13 protein-coding genes are annotated in these 21,694 nt (G+C 72.6%); 7 read left to right on the top strand and 6 right to left on the bottom strand.

Annotated elements, in window-relative coordinates; translation table 11 throughout:
* Positions 1 to 211: 211 nt before the first annotated feature.
* Together WME89_RS00065 and WME89_RS00060 are read right to left on the bottom strand one after the other, a co-directional pair.
* Positions 212 to 3,124 carry an ArnT family glycosyltransferase gene (locus WME89_RS00065; protein WP_438007253.1) on the bottom strand — a complete coding sequence of 971 codons (2,913 nt, stop codon included), beginning with the start codon at positions 3,122 to 3,124 and terminating at the stop codon, positions 212 to 214.
* A gap of 274 nt (positions 3,125 to 3,398) precedes the next feature.
* A complete protein-coding gene (locus tag WME89_RS00060; RefSeq protein WP_438007252.1) occupies positions 3,399 to 4,271 on the bottom strand; it encodes a response regulator transcription factor in 873 nt (290 codons plus the stop codon).
* A 184-nt stretch (positions 4,272 to 4,455) separates the two neighbouring features.
* Between WME89_RS00060 and WME89_RS00055 the strand changes: the two genes are divergently transcribed.
* Positions 4,456 to 5,520 (top strand): RluA family pseudouridine synthase, encoded by a 1,065-nt coding sequence (locus WME89_RS00055; protein ID WP_438007251.1) that lies wholly within the window; start codon positions 4,456 to 4,458, stop codon positions 5,518 to 5,520.
* Here WME89_RS00055 and hrcA read toward each other — a convergent pair.
* The gene (gene hrcA / locus WME89_RS00050; RefSeq protein WP_438007250.1) at positions 5,513 to 6,556 is read right to left on the bottom strand and encodes a heat-inducible transcriptional repressor HrcA; all 1,044 of its coding nucleotides are present in this window, start codon (positions 6,554 to 6,556) and stop codon (positions 5,513 to 5,515) included. The two genes, WME89_RS00055 and hrcA, sit on opposite strands and share 8 nt — an antisense overlap.
* Before the next feature lie 324 nt (positions 6,557 to 6,880).
* Here hrcA and WME89_RS00045 point away from each other — a divergent pair, with 324 nt between their 5' ends.
* The 3 genes from WME89_RS00045 (at position 6,881) to WME89_RS00035 (ending at position 9,441) form a co-directional block, all read left to right on the top strand.
* Complete coding sequence (locus tag WME89_RS00045; RefSeq protein WP_438007249.1) at positions 6,881 to 7,672, top strand: extensin family protein; 792 nt, start codon at positions 6,881 to 6,883, stop codon at positions 7,670 to 7,672.
* 70 nt (positions 7,673 to 7,742) lie between these two features.
* Entirely contained in the window at positions 7,743 to 8,813 is a 1,071-nt protein-coding gene (locus WME89_RS00040) for a hypothetical protein (protein ID WP_438007248.1), read from the top strand.
* A gap of 106 nt (positions 8,814 to 8,919) precedes the next feature.
* Positions 8,920 to 9,441, top strand: coding sequence for a Fur family transcriptional regulator (locus WME89_RS00035; protein WP_438007247.1), 522 nt, complete (start codon positions 8,920 to 8,922; stop codon positions 9,439 to 9,441).
* Positions 9,442 to 9,503: 62 nt separating this feature from the next.
* Here the strand turns inward: WME89_RS00035 and WME89_RS00030 are convergent, their stop codons facing one another.
* Together WME89_RS00030 and WME89_RS00025 are read right to left on the bottom strand one after the other, a co-directional pair.
* The gene (locus WME89_RS00030) at positions 9,504 to 11,921 is read right to left on the bottom strand and encodes an HAD-IC family P-type ATPase (protein WP_438007246.1); all 2,418 of its coding nucleotides are present in this window, start codon (positions 11,919 to 11,921) and stop codon (positions 9,504 to 9,506) included.
* 1 nt (position 11,922) lies between these two features.
* The gene (locus WME89_RS00025) at positions 11,923 to 13,185 is read right to left on the bottom strand and encodes an aspartate aminotransferase family protein (protein ID WP_438007245.1); all 1,263 of its coding nucleotides are present in this window, start codon (positions 13,183 to 13,185) and stop codon (positions 11,923 to 11,925) included.
* Positions 13,186 to 13,415: 230 nt separating this feature from the next.
* Between WME89_RS00025 and grpE the strand changes: the two genes are divergently transcribed.
* From grpE to WME89_RS00010, 3 genes are all read left to right on the top strand, one after another.
* On the top strand, positions 13,416 to 14,000 hold the full coding sequence (gene grpE / locus WME89_RS00020; RefSeq protein ID WP_438007244.1) for a nucleotide exchange factor GrpE: 585 nt from the start codon (positions 13,416 to 13,418) through the stop codon (positions 13,998 to 14,000).
* Positions 14,001 to 14,187: 187 nt separating this feature from the next.
* A complete protein-coding gene (gene dnaK / locus WME89_RS00015; protein WP_438007243.1) occupies positions 14,188 to 16,050 on the top strand; it encodes a molecular chaperone DnaK in 1,863 nt (620 codons plus the stop codon).
* A gap of 129 nt (positions 16,051 to 16,179) precedes the next feature.
* On the top strand, positions 16,180 to 20,103 hold the full coding sequence (locus WME89_RS00010; protein ID WP_438007242.1) for a protein kinase domain-containing protein: 3,924 nt from the start codon (positions 16,180 to 16,182) through the stop codon (positions 20,101 to 20,103).
* Between the two features lie 175 nt (positions 20,104 to 20,278).
* On the opposite strand, the gene dnaA is transcribed toward WME89_RS00010, so the two are convergent.
* Complete coding sequence (dnaA, locus tag WME89_RS00005) at positions 20,279 to 21,694, bottom strand: chromosomal replication initiator protein DnaA (protein ID WP_438007241.1); 1,416 nt, start codon at positions 21,692 to 21,694, stop codon at positions 20,279 to 20,281.

Below are 21,694 nucleotides of genomic sequence, written 5' to 3'. Positions count from 1 at the left end.
CCGGCGCCTTCCTTCAGTCAATTCAAACACTTAGAATATCTGCACCGGGGCTCCCTTGCGCTCCTGCGCGTCCAGGACGACAGACCTGCAAGGGATTTCCTTAGCCAGCACTACCGACGAGCACCTACAACAGCACGCCTCAGGATAGAGCAGGCGTACAGCGCCATAGCCGGAGAGCGATGGTGAGCTGAGCTCCTCCAGGCGCAGCTCGTCACTCGAATGTTGCGCGAACGACGAGAAACTTGTTGTTGAGCTCGATGGGAGTGAGCTTCTCGAAGACGCGCGGATTGCCGAGCTCGTTCGAGAGCGAGCTGGTGCGCGCGTGCTCGGTGACGAAGTAGAAGGTCTTCACGCCCTTCTTCTTCTGCTCATTGATGTAGTCCTGGAACTTCTTTCCGCTCGACACGAACGCCGCCAGCTTGTTGCCGGCATAGAAGTTCTCGCCCTTCCAGTTCAGCTGGTAGGCGACGAGAGGCCCCGGGGTTTGCTGGCTCGCGCGCATGTAGGCGAGCAAGGTCTCGCGCTGGCCCCAGTGCGGCGAGGTCCGCACGAAGTACACGTCGAGCCCCCACGCCGTGAACACGACGGCGAGCGAGAGGAGCGCGTAGAGCACGAGGCGGCGCCAGCGCGCGACCACCAGCAGGGCGCACAGGACCGCCGCCGCGGCGGTGAACGCCCAGAGGGTCGCGGAGAAGTCGAGCGACTGCGGCCAGGGACGCTTGTAGTTGTACGTGAACAGGTGCAGCAGCCTGGCCTGGCTCGGCTGCCCGTCGCGGGCCATCGCGAGGTCGCGCCCGACGAAGAAGACCAGGACCGCAGCGCCGATCGCGATCGCGCCGAGCATCGCGCGCTCGTAGAGGACCACCGCGCTCGAGCGCGCGGGCACCGCCGGCGAGGAGGCGCCGCTCCAGCCGCGCGCGAGCCCTCGCGCGCCGCCCCCGAGGCGCAGCATGTCGTCGAGCAGGATCCCCGTGAGCATCGCCGCCGGCGGGACGGCCGGCAGGATGTAGTGGTGGAACTTCGTCAGCATCAGCGCGAAGAGCGCGAAGCCGAAGATGAACCACATCGCCAGGAACACCGAGGCGTCGCTCTGGCGGACGTCGGCCGAGCCGGCCTCCCCTGACGCTCCCCCCTCCCCTGGAGCTCCGCCCTCGCGGCGCCGGAGCCACCACACGAGCGAGGCGGGCACGAGACCCGTCCACGGGAACATCGCGTAGCCGAGCTGCCACACGTAGTAGCGGAAGCTCACGTCGTCGCCCTCGTTGGTGTCGTGGACGTGGGTGAAGGCGCGCTTGAACATGTCGTGGAACAGGAGCCTGTCGGTGAACGGCTGGCCGTGCCGCCCGTACATCGCGACGAACCAGGGCAGCGCGACGCACGCGAGGACGAGCAGCCCGACGGGGATCTCCATCTTGAGCAGGTCGCGGTACCGGCGGGAGACGACGACGTAGCCGAGCGCGCAGAGCACCGGGAGGCCGAAGCCCGCCGGCCCCTTGGCCATCGTGGACAGGGCGGCGAAGAACCACGCCGCGAGGAAGAGGAGCCGCTGGACGCGCCGCTCGCCCCAGCTGGCGTAGAGGACGATGCCGAGCGTCTGCGCCCAGATGAGCGCCTGGAGCACGGGCTGCAGCCCGGGGAGCACGGGCAGCACCGACCGGCAGGCCTCGTTGCCGGGCAGCCCGCAGTTGCCCGGAGAGCCCGAGCTGAAGACGTCCCCGTGGAGGCGCACGCCGAAGGGCGCCGGGTGGATCTCGACGTGACGCGAGAGCAGGTAGAGGATCTGCGGCAGGGCGCAGGCGATGATCGCCCCGAGCACGAGGTGATAGGCGGAGAGCCCCACCTTGAGCGCGCCGAGGTCGACCTCGTAGACGCGCGCCTCGCGCGCCTCGTCGGTGTGGATGCCGAGCAGGAGGAGCGCCATCGCGGCGGCCATCGTCGCGACGAACGGCATGTCCGTCATGGTCTGGTGCGAGACCAGAAACCACTGCGGCATCGTGGCGAGGACGACCCCCGCGAGCAGCCCCGCGCGGCGGCTGAAGATCTGCGAGATGGCCTTGTAGAGGAGGTAAACGGCGATGAGCGTCAGCGCGAAGATGGGCAGCCGGACCGCCCACTCGGGCCACGGCGTGCGCCCCTCGGCGACCGCCGAGAGCATCTCGCCCGACCGGTAGCGGACGCCGAAGGCCGCCATGGCGAGCGCCTGCATCCAGAAGTCGAGCACCGGCTTCGACCAGAACCAGCCGTCCTGCGCCCACCAGAGCGAGATCCAGTCGTTCCTCGCGAGGATCTCGCGCGCGACCTCGCCGTAATGCGTCTCCCACGGGTCGGTGAGCGAGTGGCTCCCGAGCATGGGCAGGTAGAGCAGCGTGACGAGGGCGACGAGCCAGAAGCCATGCCGCCGCAGCAGGGGGCGTGGGGCGCCCGCCTCGTCGACGCGGCCGGGGCCGAGGCGCTCGCCGACCCGGAACGCGCCGGCCACCGCCGTGAGGAACGCGGCGGGGATCGCGACGGCGGGGATCGCCAGCGAGAGCAGCGCGGGCGCGCCGTCCCGTGACGCGGAGATCGGAGAGAAGTAGCCCGCCACACCGAGCGTGATGAGGACGAAGAACGCGACGAGCCCGCCGCCGAGCAGCGCGAGCGGACCGAGCAGGTCGCGGATGCCGACGCGCGCGGCGACGCGCTCGGGTGGGTCGTCGAACGTGCCGAGCAGATCGAGCAGGCCGAGCGTGGCGGCCGCGACCCCGAGCGCGCCGAGGGGGACGCCCCAGCGAAACTGAGGCGCGAGCGCCATGACGACGAACGCGACGAGGGCGCCTGCGGCGAGCACGACAGCGCCGCGCCAGCGGAGCGGGTTGCCCTGCGGAACGAGGCGCGGCTCGTCGTCGTCGGGCTCGGCCTCGTCGGCGCCGGTCACGCCGTCGCTCTCTGCCGCTTCGTCCTCCGGAGAAGGGGCGCGCGGCTCGGCGGCGTCGGAGCCCTCCATGTCGCCAACGGCCGGCTCATCGCCCGCGGCCGTCACGTCACCGGCGGACGCCTCGTCACCGGCGGCCATCTCACCGTCCACGGCCGGCTCATCGCGGGCGTCTGCGGGCGCACCGCTGCTCTTGTCGTGCGTGTCGTTCATGGCTGCGCCGGACGCGGAACGCGGCGGGGCCCTGGCGTAGCAACTCTACGTCGCCGGGCAAAGCAGCGGTCGCATGCTCTCGCGCAGCGACGGACCTGCCGCGCCCCGTGCGAGCGAAGCCCCGACCCGGGCAGGCCTTCGTGCGCAGCTTGCGCAGACCTGCCCCGTGAGCTGCGGCGTCGCGGCGCACGCTTCCCCGCTTGCGCTTCTCGCCGGGAGTCCCGGCGAGAAGCGCGTCCACGACGCCAGCGGTCGCGCGGCAGCCGGGGTGCGGCTACTTCGTCAGACGCGCGATCTCTTCCTTGATGATCGTCTCGGCGAGGACCGGGACGACCTCCCAGACGACGCGCTCCACGACGTCGCGGGACAGCGCCATCACGGCCTCCACCTGCTCGCTCGTGAGGCCGAGGCCCTCGAGCTTGCTCGCCATCTGGCCGTTGACCTGCGCGGACGCGGTGGCCGCGACCGCGGCAGACCCCGTCGCCGTCTTCGGCACGCCGGACACCGGCGTCGGCGAGAAGGCCATCGTCGTCTGCGGCAGACCCGACGACGCGCCGGTCGGCGCCGTCTTGACCGAGGCCTGGGCCGGCGCGGCGCTGGTAGCTGGCGCGTTGGGCGTGTAGATGAGCGTCTTCGCGCGCTGGAGCGGGCTCGTCGCCGCTGCAGCGGCGGGCTGCGCCGCTGCCGCCGGCTGCGCCGCTGCCGCGGGCTGCGCCGCGGCGGCGGGAGCGCGCGCGGGCGTCGCCGCAGCAGGAGCCGCAGCCGCGGCCGGCTTCGCCTCGCCGCGCGACGCCAGCAGCTTCTTGACCTTGTCGATCATCTGCTGCGTGTCGAACGGCTTGTCCATGTGGTCGTCCGCTTGCGCGCTCGAGCCCTTCGCAGGGTCGAACGGGTTCTGCTTGGACGACAGGATCAGGACGGGCGTCGCCGGTGAGGCCTGCTTGATCGCCTTGCACAGCTCGTAGCCGTTCTTCGGCTCGAGCGTGATGTCGGCGATCACCAGGTCGGGTTTATCGCTCTTGAGCTTCTGCAGCGCAGCGTCGGCGCTGCTCGCCGTCACGACGCGGAAATCCTGACCCGCAAAGGTGATTTCGAGCACTTTGCGCATGGTCACGCTGTCGTCTACGGCGAGAAGGGTGCTGGCCACGAACGGGTCTCCTCTCAGATGGCGAGAAAGCGATGACGGCTCGGATATCTTCGGCTCCGGTCGCGCGATGTGTCAACATTCGCGGAGTATTTCGCCCCGCGAGCCCCGCGGATGCGCGTTTTTCGCGCCGGTAGAGCCCGGCCCCACGCTGGTCGGGCCGAGCAAGGCGCCCCTGTGAGCTCTCATGCGCCCGCTCCGCCCCGCCGCTCTCACGACCCAGGACGACGCTGAACCGACCGGCGTCGGCCCGCCCGCTCCCGTACGACCTCCGCAGGATGGCCACTGGATAGTTCCGGCAGAGCTGGACCGGCGGCCGCTCGACGGCGCGATCCGCGCGCTCGCCTCCGTCTCGTGGTCCGACGCGCGCCGGCTGATCGAGACCGGCAAGGTGCTGGTCGGCAATGCGGTGGCGACGAGCGCCCGGCGCCGGGTGCTCAACGGCGAGCGCGTCGAGATCCGCCTGCACGCGCCGCGGCCAGAGACCGTGCGGCGGCGCAAGCTCGAGGGCGAGCTCGTGGTCTACGCGGACGCGAGCGTCGTCGTGGTGAACAAGCCCGCCGGGGTGAGCACCATCCCGTACGGCGACGAGGACCCGGCGGAGCAGGCCGCGACGCTCGACGCGCTGGTGCGGGAGGTGCTCGCCCGGCGCGACCGCCTGCGCGGGCGGGCGCCGCTCGGCGTCGTGCAGCGCCTCGACAAGGGGACGAGCGGGCTGCTCGTCTTCGCGCGGACGCTCGCCGCGAAGAAGCACCTCGCGCAGCAGCTCCGCGTGCGCTCGATGCACCGGCAGTACCTCGCGCTCGCGCACGGCGCGGTCCCGCGCGGCACCCACCGCAGCTACCTCGTCGACGACCGGGGCGACGGGCTGCGCGGCTCGGCGAGGGAGGGGCGGCGCGAGGGGCAGCTCGCGGTGACGCACGTCGAGCCGATCGAGACGCTCCGAGGGCCGCAGGACGAGCCCGGGGCTCCGGGCGTGACGCTGGTCGCCTGCCGCCTCGAGACAGGCCGCACGCACCAGATCCGCATCCACCTCGCGGAGTCCGGCCACCCGCTCGTCGGCGAGGCGGTCTACGTGCGCGGCTACCGCGGGGTGAAGATCCCGGCCTCGCGGCTGATGCTCCACGCGGCCGAGCTCGGCTTCAACCACCCCGCCGACGACCGGCCGATGCGGTTCCAGGCGCCGCCGCCCCCCGACTTCGACGAGGTGCTCGAGCGCCTCCGCGAGGCGCGGCGCAAGGGCGCTACTTGACCTTGCCGCGGGCCTCGCTCATCGCCGCGGCGGTGGCGTCGACGAGCGGCATCACCTTCGCGTAGTCCATCCGCGTCGGGCCGAGCACGCCCACGGTCCCGGCGACGCGCCCGTTCTCCATGTACGGCGCAGCGACCAGGCTGAGCTGGCCTCCCCCCAGATCGCCCGCCTCGCTGCCGACGAAGACGGTGACCTCGCCTGCGCCCGCGGCGAGGGTGCGGTCGAGCAGATCGACGAGCTCCTCGCGCTCCTCGAGCGCCCTCATCAGCTTCCTGAGCCGGTCGACGTCGGCGTACTCCGGCAGGTCGATGAGGCGGTTCTGCCCCTCGATGACGACCTGGCTCCGCCGCGTCACGTCGGCCGTCGCCTTGCTGCCGAGCTCGAAGGCGCGGCGCCTCAGCGCGTCGATCTGGAGGCGCTCGTCCGCGAGGCGACGGGCGAAGAGGTCCCGGATCTCGCCCAGCGTGCGCCCCTCGATCACGTCGGCGAGCAGGTTGTGGATCCGGGTGAGCTCCCCCTCGTGGATCGACTCGTCGATCGAGATGAAGCGGTTCTCGACCGAGCCGTCGGCGAAGACGAGCACGGCGAGCAGCTGCCCTGGCTTCGTCGGGATGAAGCGCAGCTGGGCGAGCGCGCGGATCTCCGCCCGCGGCGCCGCGACGACCGCCGCGGCGCCCGACAGCTCCGACAGGTAACGCCCCGTCTCGCGGAGCGGGTCGCTCGCCACCGTGTAGATCTCGGCGAACCGCGCGCTGAGCTCCGCCTGCTGCTCGGGGGAGAGCGACCGGAGCTCGACGAGCGCGTCGATGAACAGCCGGAGCGCGCGATCGGTCGGGATCCGCCCCGCGGAGGTGTGCGGCTGATGGAGGTAGCCGGCCTCCTCGAGGTCAGCGAGCACGTTGCGGATCGAGGCCGCCGAGAGATCGAGCCCGTACTTCCGCGCGAGCGTCCTGCTGCCTACGGGGTCGCCCGTCGCGATGAACTCGGTGACCGCGGCGAAAAGGATCTTTCGAGCGCGATTGGAAACATCTCCCATGTCAGCTGCATGCAGCGCGTGAGCGCGCCGCGGTGGCTACCTGGACCAGGGACTGCCCGGACCGGGAAGCCATGCGGACCGGGCCTTCGTTCCCATACGTCAAGACGCGCGAGCGGGCTCCGGGCCCACGGATGCGCATGCCTCCTATTTTGAGACGATCGCGCGGTCCGGTCAAATGGCGCGCTAGGATGGGCGCGGCCGCCGCCCCGGAGGCCGCGGTTCCGCGGCCCTCGCGCTGCCGTGGTCCTCGCGCCCTTCCCCGGATTCCCCCGGATTCCCGGGTGGGCCCGGGCCTCGGCGCGCGGCGACGCCCGCCCCGCAACGATGCCGCCCGCACGCCACGCCGCCACCGCCTGCGCGCTCGCCCTCGCGCTCGGCCCGCTCGCGACCGCGCCGAGCGCGCAGGGCAAGCCGAAGGTGAAGTTCCATCAGGACTGGGCCAGGCACCCGTCGGCGCGCTACGCGGCCCTGAGCGCGGAGCGGTGCCGGGAGGCGCTCGTGCGGCGGAAGATCACGTTCGAGCCGGTGCGGCGCGCGCCGGGCGTGCTCGCGCCGGTGCGGCTGACGCAAGGGGTCGGCGGGGTCCTCTACCGGACCGCGGAGCCGGCCCACCGGCGCGCCGACAACCCGAACGACGTCTTCGACTGCCGCCTCGCGCTCGCGCTCTCGGACTTCAGCCGGATCCTGCGCGTGCACGACGTCGGCGAGGTGCTGATGTTCTCGGCGTGGCGGCCCCCTTCGCCGATGTGGCCCGAGGGCAAGCTCGCGACGAGGCACCCCGGCGGGCTCGCCATCGACATCTTCAGGTTCGTGAAGAAGCGCGTCGGTGACGGGTTCGCCGAGGAGTGGCTCGACGTCGAGCGAGACTTCGTCGGCAGGCGCGGCGCGCCGGTGTGCGGGGAGGGCGCCGGGAAGCCCGCGAGCCGCGGCCCGGCGCGCAGCGGGGCGAGCAGCCCGCCGGCGGACGCGGCAGCGCGAGAGCTGCGCTCCATCGTGTGCGAGGCCGCGGATCAGCACATCTTCACGTCGATCCTCACGCCCAACTACGACCGGGCGCACAGAAATCACCTGCATCTCGAGGTGACCCCCGACGTCCAATGGCAGCTCGTGCGCTGATCCGGGGAGGGCAGGCCTCCCCGGCGCAAACCCGCTCTCGCTCCGAGGTCGACCCGCTATGTTAGCCCGCGTGCCCGCACGAAGACCCCCGCCCCCCCGCGCCTCTGCCGCATCCGCCGCGCTGGCGCTCGCCGCCATCGTGCTGTCGTTCACGTTCGTCGGCTGCCCGTGCATCAGCGGTCCCGTGAACGCGAGCCCAGGCCTCCGCTGGTTTCTCTTCTCGAACTTCGGCGCCAGCAAGATCTGCCCCGAGATGCTGAAGAGCGGGGTCTCGCTGCGCCTGCAGGACAGGTCGTCGTCCATCGGGCGGTTCTTCCCGATGCAGTGCTCGTACGACGTCAACGACGCGGCCCAGACGATCACCGTGCACATCGCCGGCACCGGGTACGGCTACATGCAGCCAGCGAAGCGGGTGGGCTTCTCGCTCACGACGTCGGTCGAGTACCGGCCCGACTTCCAGATCGCGGGCGATGATGTCTACGTGTGGGGCCGGCTGAACCGGATCGTGCAGGGCCCGAGCTTCCAGCTCGGCTACGTCGAGAACCCCGTCATCGACGTGATGGCCAACGTGCCGCCGTTCGGCGGGCTCGCCAACCTGCTCGGCAACCAGATCGTCGCGGGCGAAATGACCCGCGGGTTCACCGTCCTCTACAACGAGGAGACCGGGAAGGACTTCACGCTGGGGATCCTCATGCCGCCCCAGCGCCCGCACCACCCGTTCGAGGCGGAAGACGACGAGCGGTACACGTTCGCGAACGAGGTCATCGATGTGCAGGCGCACCAGCGGGACTACCTCGGGCCGTTCGAGGTCGCCGACGCGGACCAGGCGCTCTACCTGAAGCTGAGCGTGCAGGGCGCGCCCGTGGACATCATGATCGTCGACAAGCTGACGGGCGACGCCTGGCGCGAGGCCTACCAGACCGGCAAGCCGCTCGGCCCCCCGCCCGGCCCGGTGCAGGCCGGCGGCCCCCTCCAGCCCGGCATCATCGAGACGCGCCGCTACGCGCTGCGCCCGGGCCTCTACTACGTCGTGATCGACAACACGGCGGCGGCTGGGCTCGTCTCGCCCCCCATCACGCTGCTCAGCCCTCTCGGAGGGTCGGCCGCGCAGGTGAGCTACATGGCGCAGGTCGGCGAGTGATGCCGGGGGAGAGCGTGACCGCGTGAACGCAGATGCGGGCAGGTCGCGCCGAGCGGGCGTGGTCGCCGGCCTTGACGCGGTTCGCCGCGAACGGGATAAACTCAGCATGGCCGTCATCGCGAGAGAGGGGGACAGCGTCACCCACGTCGACCAAGTTGCCCTCGACCGGCTGCGCGCCCGCCTCCAGGCGTACATGGCCAAGAAGGGGCTGAGATCGACGGCGCAGCGCCGGCTGATCGTCGACACGTTCTTCTCGGGCGCCCCGCACATGACCATCGAGGACCTGCTCACGGAGGTGCGCGCGCGCGACCGGGGCATCGGGTACGCGACGGTATACCGGACGCTCAAGCTGCTCGCGGAGTGCGGCGTGGCCTCCGAGCGCCGGTTCGGAGATGGCCTCAGCCGCTACGAGCTGGCCGACGATGCCAGCACGCACCACGACCACCTGATCTGCGTGAGCTGCGGGAAGATCATCGAGTTCGAGGAGCCGCGGATCGAGGCGCTTCAGGAAGAGATCGCCGCGAAGTACGGCTTCGAGGTGAACTGGCACAAGCACGAGATGTACGGCGTCTGCCTCGAGTGCCGCGACGGCGACGCCAAGGAAGACGCGGTCTCCGACGTCTCGTAGCCGCCTCCCGCGGGAGGCGAGGAGCGCGGGGCCGGCCGCGCGCGACGTGGGCGGCGCAGCGCTCAGCTCTTCGCGTCGAGAGCGCGGGCGTGGACGACGGCCATGACGCCGCCGAGCAGCGAGGCGATGGGGGCGTAGGCCGGCGGCAGCACGAACGCGGAGATGACCGCGGCGCCGACGAGCGCCGGGGCGACGCTCAGCGCGAGCCCGACGCGCGCCTCAATGCGCGTGCGGTGCGCGAGCGCGAGGGAGAGCGCGGCGTCGCGGACGTCGTCCGAGGCGAGCACCACCGCGAAGTCGGCAGGCGCGGAGCCGGCGGCGCCGAGGGCCACCGAGACGTCCGCGGCGCCGAGCGCGGCGTCGTCGACGCCCGCGTGGCCGAGGACGGCGACGCTCGTGCCCGCGTCGATCAGGCGGCGCACCTCGGCGCCGCGATCCGCGGGGAGGACCTCGGGGCGGATGTGATCGATGTCGAGCGAGCGGCCGATCGCCTCGCACGTCTCGCGCGCGTCGCCCGACATCAGCACGGGCTCGATCTGCGCGTCGAGCAGGTGCTGGATGGCGGCCCGCGCCCCGGGGCGGAGCCCGTCCTGCAGGCCGATGAGCCCGACGAGGCGGGCGCCCACCGCGACGAGCAGCACCGTGCGGCCCAGCGCCTCGAGCTCGGCGACGCGGCTCTCGGCCGCGGCGATCGAGATCCGCTGCTCGAGCATGAGCGCGCGGTTGCCGACGCAGAGCTCCTCGCCGGACGAGGTGACGGCCGTCACGCCGAGGCCAGGGTGGAAGTTCGGGTTGCGCACGCCGTCGGGCCGCAAGCCGCGGACGCGGGCGGCCCGGACGATCGCCGTCGCGACGGGGTGCTCCTCGGTGCGCTCCGCCCCGGCCGCGAGCGCGAGCACGTCGCTCGGCGTGAGCTTCTGGGCGGTCGCCTCCAGCTCCGCGAGCTCGGGCTCGCCGAGCAGCAGCGTGCCGCGGGCGCAGAACACGGCGACCGAGACCCGACCGGCGCGATCCCACGCGTCGGCGCTCTTGTAGACGATGCCCCGGCGCAGCCCGAGCAAGATGCCGCGCGCGACGTGGACCGAGGCGATCGAGGCGGTGATCGCCGTGGACAGCGCGGCGAGCACCGACGCCGCCGTCATCGCGACCTCGACCGGCGCGCGTCCGGCGACGAAGGCGGAGAGCGCGCCGATCGCCGCGGCGCCGATCGCCCAGCGCTCGGTCAGGGCGCGCGAGGCCTGCGCGATGGGCGCGAGCGCGTCCGCGCGCCGGCGGGCGTCGAGCAGCACGCGCGCGACCGCGCGATCGCCGCCGGAGAAGGTGCAGGCGCCGACGAGGCGGCCCCGGACCACAGTGGCCCCTGCGACGACCGGGTCGCCATCGCGCCGGCGAGCCGGCGTGGTGGCGCCCATCCAGGGAAGCACCTCGACGTCGCCCCCCGTGACCACGAGATCGACCGGGACGACCTCCCCTGTGTCGACCTGGACGCTCTCTCCCGGTCGCAGCTCGTAGAGCTCGTCCCCGACGCCCTCGGCGGAGCCGTCGTCGCCGCGCGGAGGGGCGCGGTCGACCGGCGCCGGGCCGTGCGCCCACGCGCCCGGCGGCCGGCGCGCCGGCGTGGAGAGCACGGACGCGATCCAGGCCCGCTCCGCGAACACGCGATGGCGCGCGCTCTCGATGAGCCAGGCGCTGATCGCGCTGGCGGTGGCGATCACGCCCGCGAGCGACGCCGCCTCGGCCGCGAGCGCGCGATCCTGGCCGAACAGGGCCCAGACGGCGGCCACGAGCCCTCCCAGGACAGGGGCGAGCATCGGCGCCGGGTGCGGATCCGTGGCGTCGCGCGCGGTCGTGGCGGCGCGGCCGAGGAGCATCCCGGCGCTCACCGTGGCGAGCACGATGCGGGCGCCGATGACGAGCTTCGCGTCCCCGGCGAGGGTGAGCGCGACGGCGAGCGTCCCGGCGATGATCGCGAGCACGAGCAGGAGCGCGCCGATGTCCCGCGCCTCGGCCGCCTCGTAGCGCTGCGGCTCCTCGCTCAGGATGGTGTTCCCGATGGGCTCGAGCAGCGCGCGATCGTCGTCGAGGACCGGCAGCTCCGGGAGCCGCTCGTCGAGCGGCACGGGCGGGAACGCGTCGACGATCGGCGCGTCGAGATCGGCGAGGCGCGGGGCGCCCTCGTCGGCGCCCGCCCGCGCGGGCTCGGCGCGCGGCGCGGCGGCGTGGGATCCGGCGGCGGGCGGCGCGCCCGGCGAGAACCCCCGGGCGGCCGCGCCCGATCCCGCGAGGCCGGCGGGCCGGACGTCGCCCGGCGCAGGCGGCGCCTCGCCGAGGAACGCGTGACGGCACCGGGCGTTGCAGAAGTAGTGGAAGCGCTGGTCGAAGATCGCGACGTGCCCCGCGCGCAGCGGATCGATCAGCTTGGTGCAGCCCGAGCACGGGAGGGGTGCGACGGCGGGCCCGGCTGCGCGCGAGGCGACCACCTCAACCTGCAGCCGGCATCTCGGCGAGCGCGGCCTCGACCTCGGCCAGGGCCTCGTCGATCTGGGCCTCGCTCACGATGAGGGGCGGCGTGAACCGGAGCACGTTGCTGCCCGCGACCGTGAGGAGCACGCCCCGGTCGCGCGCGCGCCCGAGCGCGGCGCGCGTGTCGACGCCCGGCGCGAGGACGAGCCCGCGGAGCAGGCCGCGCCCGCGCTCGCCGGCGCACACGTTCGGCAGCCGCGCGGCGATCGCGGCGAGGCCGCGGCCGAGCTGCTCGCCGCGCTTCACGGCGGCCTCGCAGAGCTTCTCTTCCTCGATCACCGCGAGCACCGTGCGCGCCGTCGCCGAGGCGAGCGCGTTGCCGCCGTACGTCGAGCCGTGCGAGCCCGGGGGCAGCGCGCCGTTGAGCCGCTCCCGCAGCACCAGCGCGCCGATCGGGAACCCGCCGCCGAGCCCCTTCGCGAGCGCCGCCGCGTCGCCCTGGACGCCGTCGTACATGGCGCCGAGCCAGTGCCCCGTGCGCGCGATGCCGGTCTGCACCTCGTCGAGGAGCAGCAGCGCGCCGTGCTCATCCGCGATGCGCCGCAGCTCCGCGAGGAACCCGGGCGGGGCCGGCAGGACACCGCCCTCCCCCTGCACCGGCTCCACCAGGATCCCCGCGACGTCCGGACCCATGGCGGCGCGCACCGCGGCGGCGTCTCCGTAGGGCACGTGGGTGACGCCCTCGAGCGAAGGGCCGAAGCCCTCGCGGTACTTCGGCGTCCCGGTCAGGGCGACAGCGCCGAGCGTGCGGCCGTGGAACGCGTTCTCGAACGCGATGATCCGGTAGCGCTCGGACTCGCCGCTGTTGAAGAAGTAGCGGCGCGCGAGCTTGAGCATCGCCTCGTTCGCCTCCGCGCCCGAGTTGCAGAAGAAGGCGCGGTCGAAGCCGGTCTTCTCGCAGAGCTCCTCGGCGAGGCGGAGGTTCTCCGCGTTGAAAAAGTAGTTGGAGGTGTGCATGAGGCGGCCCGCCTGCTCGGCGATCGTCGCCACGAGCCGCGGATGAGCATGGCCGAGCGACGCCACCGCCACCCCGGCGTACATGTCGAGATACCGGCGCCCCTCCGTATCGAAGAGCTCGCACCCCTTGCCTCGATCGAGGACGAACGGGGGCTGGCGGTAGTTGCCGAGGAGGTGCTTCTGCGCCGCGAGGAGCGGCGAGCTGGCGGGCGTCGAGGCGTTCGCCGGAGGGGGGTCGGCGGCGGGGCTGGTGGCGATGCTCATGGGGCCCGATCTAACGCCGGGCAGGGGGTCGGAGCAAACGGTCGATGCACCGCGGGCCCAGGATCGTGGAGACCCGGGCAAAACGCGGGTCCGGAGCGCCCGCGGCGGGGGTGTCCGCGGCCGCCCCCGCGGCGCGCGCCGCCGTCGGAGCGCGCCGGCGTGCGCCGCGGGACCGTCGCTGGGCCTGGAGATTGCCACCCGATCGCGGCTGGTTATAGTGCCGCCGTCCTATGAGCGATTCGGAACAAAATGGGTCGAACCAGAACACCGGGGAGCCGGCGGAGGCTCAGGCGGAGCGCGCAGAGCCCGCGGAGCAGCGAGCCGCCACCCCCGAAGACAAACTCGGCGAGGTGCAGGCCGAGGCCGCACGGATGCGCGAGCAGCTGCTGCGCACCGCCGCCGATTTCGACAACTTCCGTAAGCGCTCCCGGCGCGAGGTCGAAGAGGCGCAGCGCCGCGGCCGCGAGTCGATCCTGAAGGATCTGCTCCCGGTCTTCGACAACCTCGAGCGCGCCGCCAGCCACGCCGAGAGCGCGCCCGACGCGAAGTCGGTCGCCGAGGGCGTGCGGATCGTGGCGAAGCAATTCGTCGATACGCTCGAGCGCATGGGTATCAAGCGCATCGCCGCGGTCGGAAAGCCCTTCGATCCCAGCGTGCACGAGGCCATCCAGCAGATCGACTCGACCGAGCACCCGGCCGGCGTCGTGATCGCGGAGGTCCAGCCGGGGTACATGCTGGGCGACTACCTGATCCGCGCGGCGATGGTCGTCGTCTCGAAGGGCTCGCCCGGCGAGTCGACGCCCGCAGCGAACTGAGCCTCGGCGCGGCGCGCGCCGTCTCCTCGGCGCACACCTCTCCTGCCTCGCGCGCATCATGGCGGTGGTCCTCTCCGGGATCTGCTGTGCCCCGCCACCTCACCGCACGATCTCCCCAAATATCGCGGACGCCAAGGTCGTCTCCCCACCCGGCGAGCAGCGAGGCCTGTAGTATCTTTCGCGGCATATGGGGAAGGTGATCGGCATCGATCTCGGGACGACGAACTCGTGCGTGGCTGTCGTCGAAGCGGCGGGGGTCGCCTCGGCGAACGATGTGCGGGTCATCCCGAACGCCGAGGGCGCGCGCACGACCCCCTCGGTGGTCGGCTTCCCCGCGAGCGGCGAGCGCCTGGTCGGACAGGTCGCGCGGCGCCAGGCGGTCACGAACCCGCAGAACACCATCTCCGCGGTGAAGCGCCTGATGGGCCGCAAATTCAGCGCGCCCGAGGTCAGCAAGCAGATCTCGCTCGCCCCCTACAAGATCGTCGAGGCGCCGAACAGCGACGCGTGGGTCGAGGTCAAGGGGCGCAGCTACTCGCCCCCCGAGATCTCCGCGATGATCCTCGGCCAGATGAAGCAGGTCGCCGAGCGGTTCCTCGGTGAGCCGGTGACCGAGGCGGTGGTCACCGTCCCGGCCTACTTCGACGACGCGCAGCGACAGGCCACGAAGGACGCCGGGCGGATCGCCGGGCTCGAGGTGCGCCGGATCATCAACGAGCCGACCGCCGCGGCGCTCGCCTACGGCCTCGACAAGGTCAAGGCCGAGACGATCGCGGTCTACGACCTCGGCGGAGGGACGTTCGACATCTCGATCCTCGAGATCGCGAACGGGGTCTTCAGCGTCAAGGCGACCGGCGGCGACACCCACCTCGGCGGGGAGGACTTCGACCAGCGGCTCATCGATCTGCTCGCCGACGAGTTCGAGGGCAAGAGCCGCATCGACCTGCGCCGCGATCGCATGGCGCTCCAGCGGCTCAAGGAGGCGGCGGAGAAGGCGAAGCACGAGCTCTCGTCGTCGCTCGAGACCGAGATCAACATCCCGTTCATCGCCGTCGGTCCGGGCGGCGGGCCGCTCCACCTCGAGCGCACGATGCGGCGCAACGAGCTCGAGATGCTCTGCGAGAGCCTCATCCAGCGGACCGTCGACGTCTGCCGCGCGACGCTCGCGGACGCGAAGCTCCCCGTCTCCGCCGTCAACACGGTGGTCCTCGTCGGGGGCATGACGCGCATGCCCGCCGTGCAGGCGGCGGTGCGCGAGTTCTTCGGCCGCGAGCCGAACAAGGGGGTGAACCCGGACGAGGTCGTCGCGGTCGGGGCGGCGCTGCAGGGCGCCGCGCTCTCGGGGCACGTCGACGAGGTGCTGCTCCTCGACGTGACGCCGCTGTCGCTCGGCGTCGAGACCGGCGGCGGCGTGAGCTTCAAGCTCATCCCGCGGAACACCACGATCCCGACCGAGCGGAGCGAGATCTTCACGACCAGCGTCGACAACCAGAGCTTCGTCCCCGTCCACGTGCTCCAGGGCGAGCGCGAGATGGCCGCCGACTGCCGGAGCCTCGCGCGCTTCGAGCTCACCGGCATCCCGCCCGCGCCGCGCGGGCTGCCCAAGATCCAGGTGACCTTCCGCATCGACGAGAACGGGATCGTCCGCGTCGAGGCGCGGGACCTCGGGACAGGGCGCGTGCAGGAGGTCCGGGTCACCCCGACGAGCGGCCTCACTCCCGACGAGGTCGACAGGCTCGTCTCGGAGGGCGAGCGGTTCAAGGAGACCGACGCGCTCCGCCGCGATCTCGCCGAGCTCCGCAACCAGGCGGAGACCCTCGTCTACACGACCGAGCAGGCCCTCGAGGGCTACGGCGATCTGCTCGACGCCGAGCTCCTCGGGGAGGTCCACGCCGAGTGCGCCGCGCTGCGGAAGCTGCTCGACGGCGGCGGCGACCTCGACGCGCTCCGGGCCGCGTACGCGCGCCTGGAGGGGGCGGCGTTCCGGATCGCGGAGTCGATGTATGGAGGGGACGATGACGCCGCCGCGAGCAAGGCCGTTGAGACGTGACGCGCGGCCTGGCGACGCGGCGCGATCCCCGGGCGAGCGCACGCCCGGCCGCGCGAAGGCCGCTGGCCGCCTCTTCCGGAGCGCCGCGCGCGCTCTAGACGCGAGGCTGCGCGGGGCTTCGACGAGACGATGCTGAACGAGACCTTCGGACGCTACCGCTTGCTCGAGCGCCTCGGCGAAGGCGGCATGGCCGAGGTCTTCAAGGCCAAGAGCTTCGGCGTCGAGGGGTTCGAGAAGGTCCTCGTCATCAAGCGCATCCTCCCGAAGCTCGCCGAGCAGGGGCGCTTCGTGGACATGTTCGTGCACGAGGCCAAGCTCGCCGTGCGCCTCTCGCACGCGAACATCGTGCAGGTGTTCGACCTCGGCCGCGTCGACCACCCGAACGGCGATCCGACCAGCTACTTCATCGCGATGGAATACGTCCCCGGGCTCGACCTGGCGACGCTGCTCGCCCGCTGCCGCCGCGCGAAGCGACCCATCCCCCTCGGCATGGCCGTGTTCATGACGGCCGAGATCGCGAAGGCGCTCGACCACGCCCACCGGCGGCGCGACGAGCAGTCGCGCCCCCTCGGCATCGTCCACCGCGACATCTCGCCCCAGAACATCCTGCTCTCCTGGGAGGGCGAGGTGAAGGTCACCGACTTCGGCATCGCGAAGGCGACGCAGTCGATGACCGAGGAGGAGGTCGGCGAGAAGCGCGCGGGGAGGATCCGCGGGAAGCTCGCCTACATGAGCCCCGAGCAGTCGCGCGCCGACGCGATCGACGGCAGGAGCGACCTCTTCTCGCTCGGGACGGTGCTCTACGAGATGCTCGCCGGCTCGAACCCGTTCGCGGCGCCCACCGCGTTCGAGGTCATGCGGCGGCTGCAGGCGAGCGAGTACCCGCCGCTCGCGCTCGTGCGCCCCGACGTGCCCAGCCCGCTCGTCGACGTCGTGAGCACGATGCTCGCGAGGAACGCCGAGGCTCGCTTCCCCGACGCCGGGCGGCTGCACGAGGCGCTCCTCGGCTTCTTCTACGCGACGGGCGAGCGGTTCGGGGCGAACGATCTCGCCGAGTTCCTGGAGCCGTTCCACGAAGAGAAGGCGGGCGCCGTGCTCGAGGCGAGCGCCGTGCTCGAGGAGGAGCCGCTCGGGGCCAACGAGCGCACGCCCGTGGAGGTGCCGCACACGACGAGCACGCGCACGCGCACGACGGCCTCGGGGCTCCTCCAGCTGCTCGAGAAGGCCGACAGCAGCCCGGCCGCGCGCGGGCTCGGCGAGCGGCGCGAGGTGACGGCGCTCGTGCTCATCTTCACGGGGTCCGAGGAGGACGCGGCGAAGAGCATCGCGCGGGCCCGCGAGGTGCTGGCGCGCTACGGCGCGCTGCTGCTCGAGCAGGAGGCGTCCCAGCTCGTCGCCATCTTCGGGCTCGGCGACGCCGACGGCCGCGACACCGAGGCCGCGGTGCGCGCCGCCCTCGTGATCCTGCGCTCGCGCGGCGGCGGCGCGTCGGTCTCCGCGGGCATCCACCTCGCCCGCATCCTCGTCGACGGCGCCGGCGCGCCGATCCGCGACGAGCGGCTCGCCTCGCTCATCGCCTCCGCCCAGGCGCTCGCCCGCGCGACCGAGTCCCAGGTCGCCGTGTCACACCTCACCGGGCGCGTCCTCCGCAACGCGTTCACGACCGAGGAGCTGCCCGGCGCGGGCCGGACCGCGCCCGAGGGGGGGCGCGTGGTCACCTCCGCGCACCCCCCGGACGGCGCCTACGGCCGCTTCGTCGGCCGCCGCGACGAGCTGAAGCAGCTCGGCGACATCCTGGCCGCCGCCACGAGGAAGCGCGCGCAGATCGCCGTCATCCAGGGCGAGCGCGGCATCGGCAAGACGCGGCTGCTCGCCGAGATGGAGCGGCGGCTCTCGAAGGGCGACTACAACGTCGGGGTCTACGTCGCGTCGTGCCCGCACAACGGCGCCGACGTCCCGTGGAGCGGCCTCACCGCGATGCTGCAGGTGCTCTGCGGCATCCAGGAGGGCGACGACGAGGAGCGCATCCGCGCGGTGCTGCCGCGGCTGCGGGCGCTCGGCCTGCGCGAGGAGGAGTCCGCGGCCGTGCTCGGCCAGCTCGGCGCGGCGCTCGTCGATCAGCGCGCGCCGCAGGGGACGAGCGCGATCCTGCGCACGGCCTTCCCGCGCATGGTGCAGAGCCTCTGCGAGGACCGGCTCCACTGCTTCGCCTGGGACGACGCGCAGGCGATGGACCAGCTCACCGCCGAGACCCTCCTCGCCACGGCCGGCCGTGCCGGCGGGCTCCGCGCCGTGCTGATCCTGGCGACGCGCACCGACCCGCCGCCGCTGCTCGAGGCGCACCCCCAGTTCTACCGGCTCAAGGTCGGGGAGCTGTCCGACAGCGACAGCGCGCGGCTCATGTCCGCGCGCATCGGCGCGACGCTCCTGCCGCCCGAGGTGCTCGCGTTCTGCCGCGAGCGCGCCGGGGGCCACCCGCTGTTCCTCGAGGAGCTCATCAAGGAGCTGAGCGACTCCGGCGCGCTCAGCGTCGCCGGCGGCGTCGTGAAGGCCCGGCTCGACGGCGCGTCGGCCGTGCCGCGCTCGCTGCGCACCCTCATCGCCACGCGGGTGCGGCGGCTCGACCCGAGCGACCGCGCCGTGCTCCAGGCCGCGGCGATCCTCGGCGATCCGGTGCCGACCGAGGTCCTCGCGGCGCTCCTCCAGCAGAAGCTCTCGGCCGTGAACCGGGCGATCTCCGGGCTCGCGACCCGCGACCTCCTGCGGCTCAAGGGCCCCGCGCAGGCGAGCTTCGCGTCGCCCATGCACGGGGAGATCGTCCTCGACGCGATCCCGCCGGAGCTCCGCCGGGAGCTGCACGCCACCGCCGCGGCCGCCTACGTCGCGGTCGTCGGCGAGGACAGCGCCGAGCACGCCGAGCGCATCGGGCAGCACTTCTACCAGGCCGGCGACCGCGACCGCGCCGCCACGTTCTATGCGCGGGCGGCGCTCCACAAGATCCGGGCGAACCAGCTCGATCCGGCGCTCCGGCTCATCTTCCAGGCGCTCGATCTCGGCGACCACGCCCAGCGCTCGCCGGCGGAGCTCTCCGCGTGGCTCGGCGCGCTCGCGGACGTCGTCGTGCGCGTGCGCTCCGCGCCCGAGCTCGGCGACGTCGTGGCCCGCGCGCTCAGGCGCATCGACGAGGCCGGCACCCCGGAGCAGAAGCTCTCGGCGCGCATCGACGTGGCCCGCGCCCTCGGCGCGGTGGACCTGTTCGCGGACGCCTACGCGCGGCTCGAGGAGGCGTACGCCCTCGCCGGCGATCGGGAGGAGCTCCGCCGGAAGGCGCTCGCGTGCGAGACGGAGATCGGCGTGAGGACGGGCGACTTCGCGCGCGCGGTGCGCGCCGTCGAGCAGCTCGAGGCGATGGGCGAGATCGACGACGCCCGGCTGCTGCTCGCGATCTCGCAGACGCGCGCGGCGACGGGCGACATCCAGGCGGCGCTGCGCGCGCTCGATCGGGCGGAGGGGCTCGGCGACCCGGACGATCTCGCGGCGGCGAGCGAGCGCGAGAAGCAGCGCGTCCTCGTGCACGTCTTCCTCCGCGACTTCGAGGCGGCGGTGAAGACCTCCGCTCGCGCGGTCGACCTCGCCCGGTCCGCGGGCCTGCGCTTCGAGACCGCCGCCGCGCTGCACAACCTCGGCGACGCGAGCCGGCGGCTCGGCGACCTGCCGCGCGCCTACGCGTCGCTCACCGAGTCGAAGGAGCTCGCCGAGGAGAGCGGCCACGAGCGCCTCGTCTCGATCAACCGCGCGCACCTCGCCTACGTCGACGGCCTGAACGGCGCCGCCGGCGCCGGCGATCTGCTGCGCGAGCTCGCCCGCTACGCCGACGCGCGCGCCTACAGGACCGACGCCCTGGAGAGCCGGTACCTGCTCGGCGCGCTCCTCAAGCATCAGGGCCTGGCCAAGGAGGCGCGGCGCGAGCTCGCGGAGGTGCTCGAGCTCGCCTCCGCGTACGGCAACAACCTCATCGCCGACGACGCCCGCGCCGCGCTGTCCGAGCTCTGACCCCCGCCGCCAGCTGCGCGACGTGCGGCCAGCGCGCGGCCGTTGGCCAGGGGGCGGCGCGGCGGACGCGGGGCGGCGCTCGGCGGGGGCGCCGGCCTCGTGTGCGTGCGCGCGCGCCCCGCGGCGGCGTGGCCGTCCAGCGCCGAGCGCGCGGGCAGATCTCGCTCGTTACTCGTTACTCGTCGGCGAGCTTCTTCTCGAGCGCCTCGAGGTGGGCGCGGACCTGCGGATCGGAGTCCCGCTGCGCCTCGATCTTGCGGACCGCGCTCATCACGGTCGTGTGATCGCGGTTGCCGAAGGCCCGACCGATCTCCGGGAAGCTGCACTTCAGCCGCTGCTTGCAGAGGTACATCGCCACGTGGCGCGCGAAGGCCACGCTCTTGTGGCGGTCCTTCGAGGTGAGGTCGATCGAGCGCAGGTGGAAGTGGTGGCACACCGCGCGCTGGATGTCCTCGACGCTCATCATCTGCGCCCGCGGCGGCGACGTGGCCGTGATCTCGGCGCGCGCGAACGGGAGATCCACGGGGCGGCCGGTGAGCGAGCTCTTGGCCGCCAGCCGGATCAGCGTCCCCTCGAGCTCGCGGACGTTCGAGCGGACCATCTGCGCGAGGTAGAGCGCCACGTCGTCCGTGAGCGCGATGCCCTCGAGCGCCGCCTTGTTCCGGACGATCGCGACGCGCGTCTCCAGCTCCGGCACCTGGATGTCGGCGACGAGCCCCCACGAGAACCGCGAGACGAGGCGCTCTTCCATGCGCTCGAGGTTCTGGGGGTACTTGTCGCTCGTCACCACGATCTGTCGATCGAGCGTGTGGAGCGCGTTGAAGGTGTGGAAGAACTCCTCCTGCGTCTGCTCGCGCCCGGCCAGGAACTGGATGTCGTCGACGAGCAGCACGTCGCAGCTCGACCTGTACCTCGTGCGGAAGTCGTCCATCCGGTGGTGCTGGATGGCCGTGATGAAGTCGTTCGTGAACTTCTCCGCCGAGACGTAGATGATCCGCGCGTCCGGCCTGCCCTCGAAGACGCGGTGCGCGATCGCGTGCATGAGGTGGGTCTTGCCGAGCCCCGTTCCGCCGCAGATGAAGAGCGGGTTGTACCGGCGGCCCCCGCCGCCCGCGGCCGCGATCGCGGCCGCGTGCGCCAGCTGGTTCGAGGGGCCCACGACGAAGCTCGCGAAGGTGTGCTTCGGGTTGAGGTCGTCGGGCATCGGCGAGACGCGCCGCAGCGGCGGCTCGGGGCGGGACGCAGGCGTCGGCGCCACGCTCGTCGGACGCACCACGAGCGCCCGCGGGCGCACCGGGGTGAGCTCGACACGCCGCGCGATCGGCGACTCGAGGTGCTGATCCACCGTCCACGCCACCTGGACCGACCAGCCCGTGATCTCGCGGATCTTGTCGGTCAGCGCGGGCAGGAAATTGTCCCTGACCCACTCGAGGACGAACTCGTTCTGGACGCGCAGCGTGAGCACGCCGTCGGTCAGGTCATCGAACTGAACTCCCCCAAACCACTGATCAAAAGTTGCGGGAGAAAGGGTCCGCGTATGCTCGATCGCCCGATCGAAGACTTCGCGCGGCTCGTGTTTCGGAATCGTCAT

This window comes from Sorangium sp. So ce321, assembly GCF_051530195.1.
In the GTDB taxonomy this organism is placed as follows: domain Bacteria; phylum Myxococcota_A; class Polyangia; order Polyangiales; family Polyangiaceae; genus Sorangium.
Note: the sequence above shows the minus strand (reverse complement) of the source record. Positions and strands in the feature narration are given on the sequence as shown.

Bases quoted from the DNA above. Each gene is read 5' to 3' on its own strand.
- WME89_RS00065 (WP_438007253.1), bottom strand. From the start codon at position 3,124: ATGAACGACACGCACGACAAGAGCAGCGGTGCGCCCGCAGACGCCCGC.
- WME89_RS00055 (WP_438007251.1), top strand. From the start codon at position 4,456: ATGCGCCCGCTCCGCCCCGCCGCTCTCACGACCCAGGACGACGCTGAA.
- hrcA (WP_438007250.1), bottom strand. From the start codon at position 6,556: ATGGGAGATGTTTCCAATCGCGCTCGAAAGATCCTTTTCGCCGCGGTC.
- WME89_RS00045 (WP_438007249.1), top strand. From the start codon at position 6,881: ATGCCGCCCGCACGCCACGCCGCCACCGCCTGCGCGCTCGCCCTCGCG.
- WME89_RS00035 (WP_438007247.1), top strand. From the start codon at position 8,920: ATGGCCGTCATCGCGAGAGAGGGGGACAGCGTCACCCACGTCGACCAA.
- WME89_RS00025 (WP_438007245.1), bottom strand. From the start codon at position 13,185: ATGAGCATCGCCACCAGCCCCGCCGCCGACCCCCCTCCGGCGAACGCC.
- grpE (WP_438007244.1), top strand. From the start codon at position 13,416: ATGAGCGATTCGGAACAAAATGGGTCGAACCAGAACACCGGGGAGCCG.
- dnaK (WP_438007243.1), top strand. From the start codon at position 14,188: ATGGGGAAGGTGATCGGCATCGATCTCGGGACGACGAACTCGTGCGTG.
- WME89_RS00010 (WP_438007242.1), top strand. From the start codon at position 16,180: ATGCTGAACGAGACCTTCGGACGCTACCGCTTGCTCGAGCGCCTCGGC.
- dnaA (WP_438007241.1), bottom strand. From the start codon at position 21,694: ATGACGATTCCGAAACACGAGCCGCGCGAAGTCTTCGATCGGGCGATC.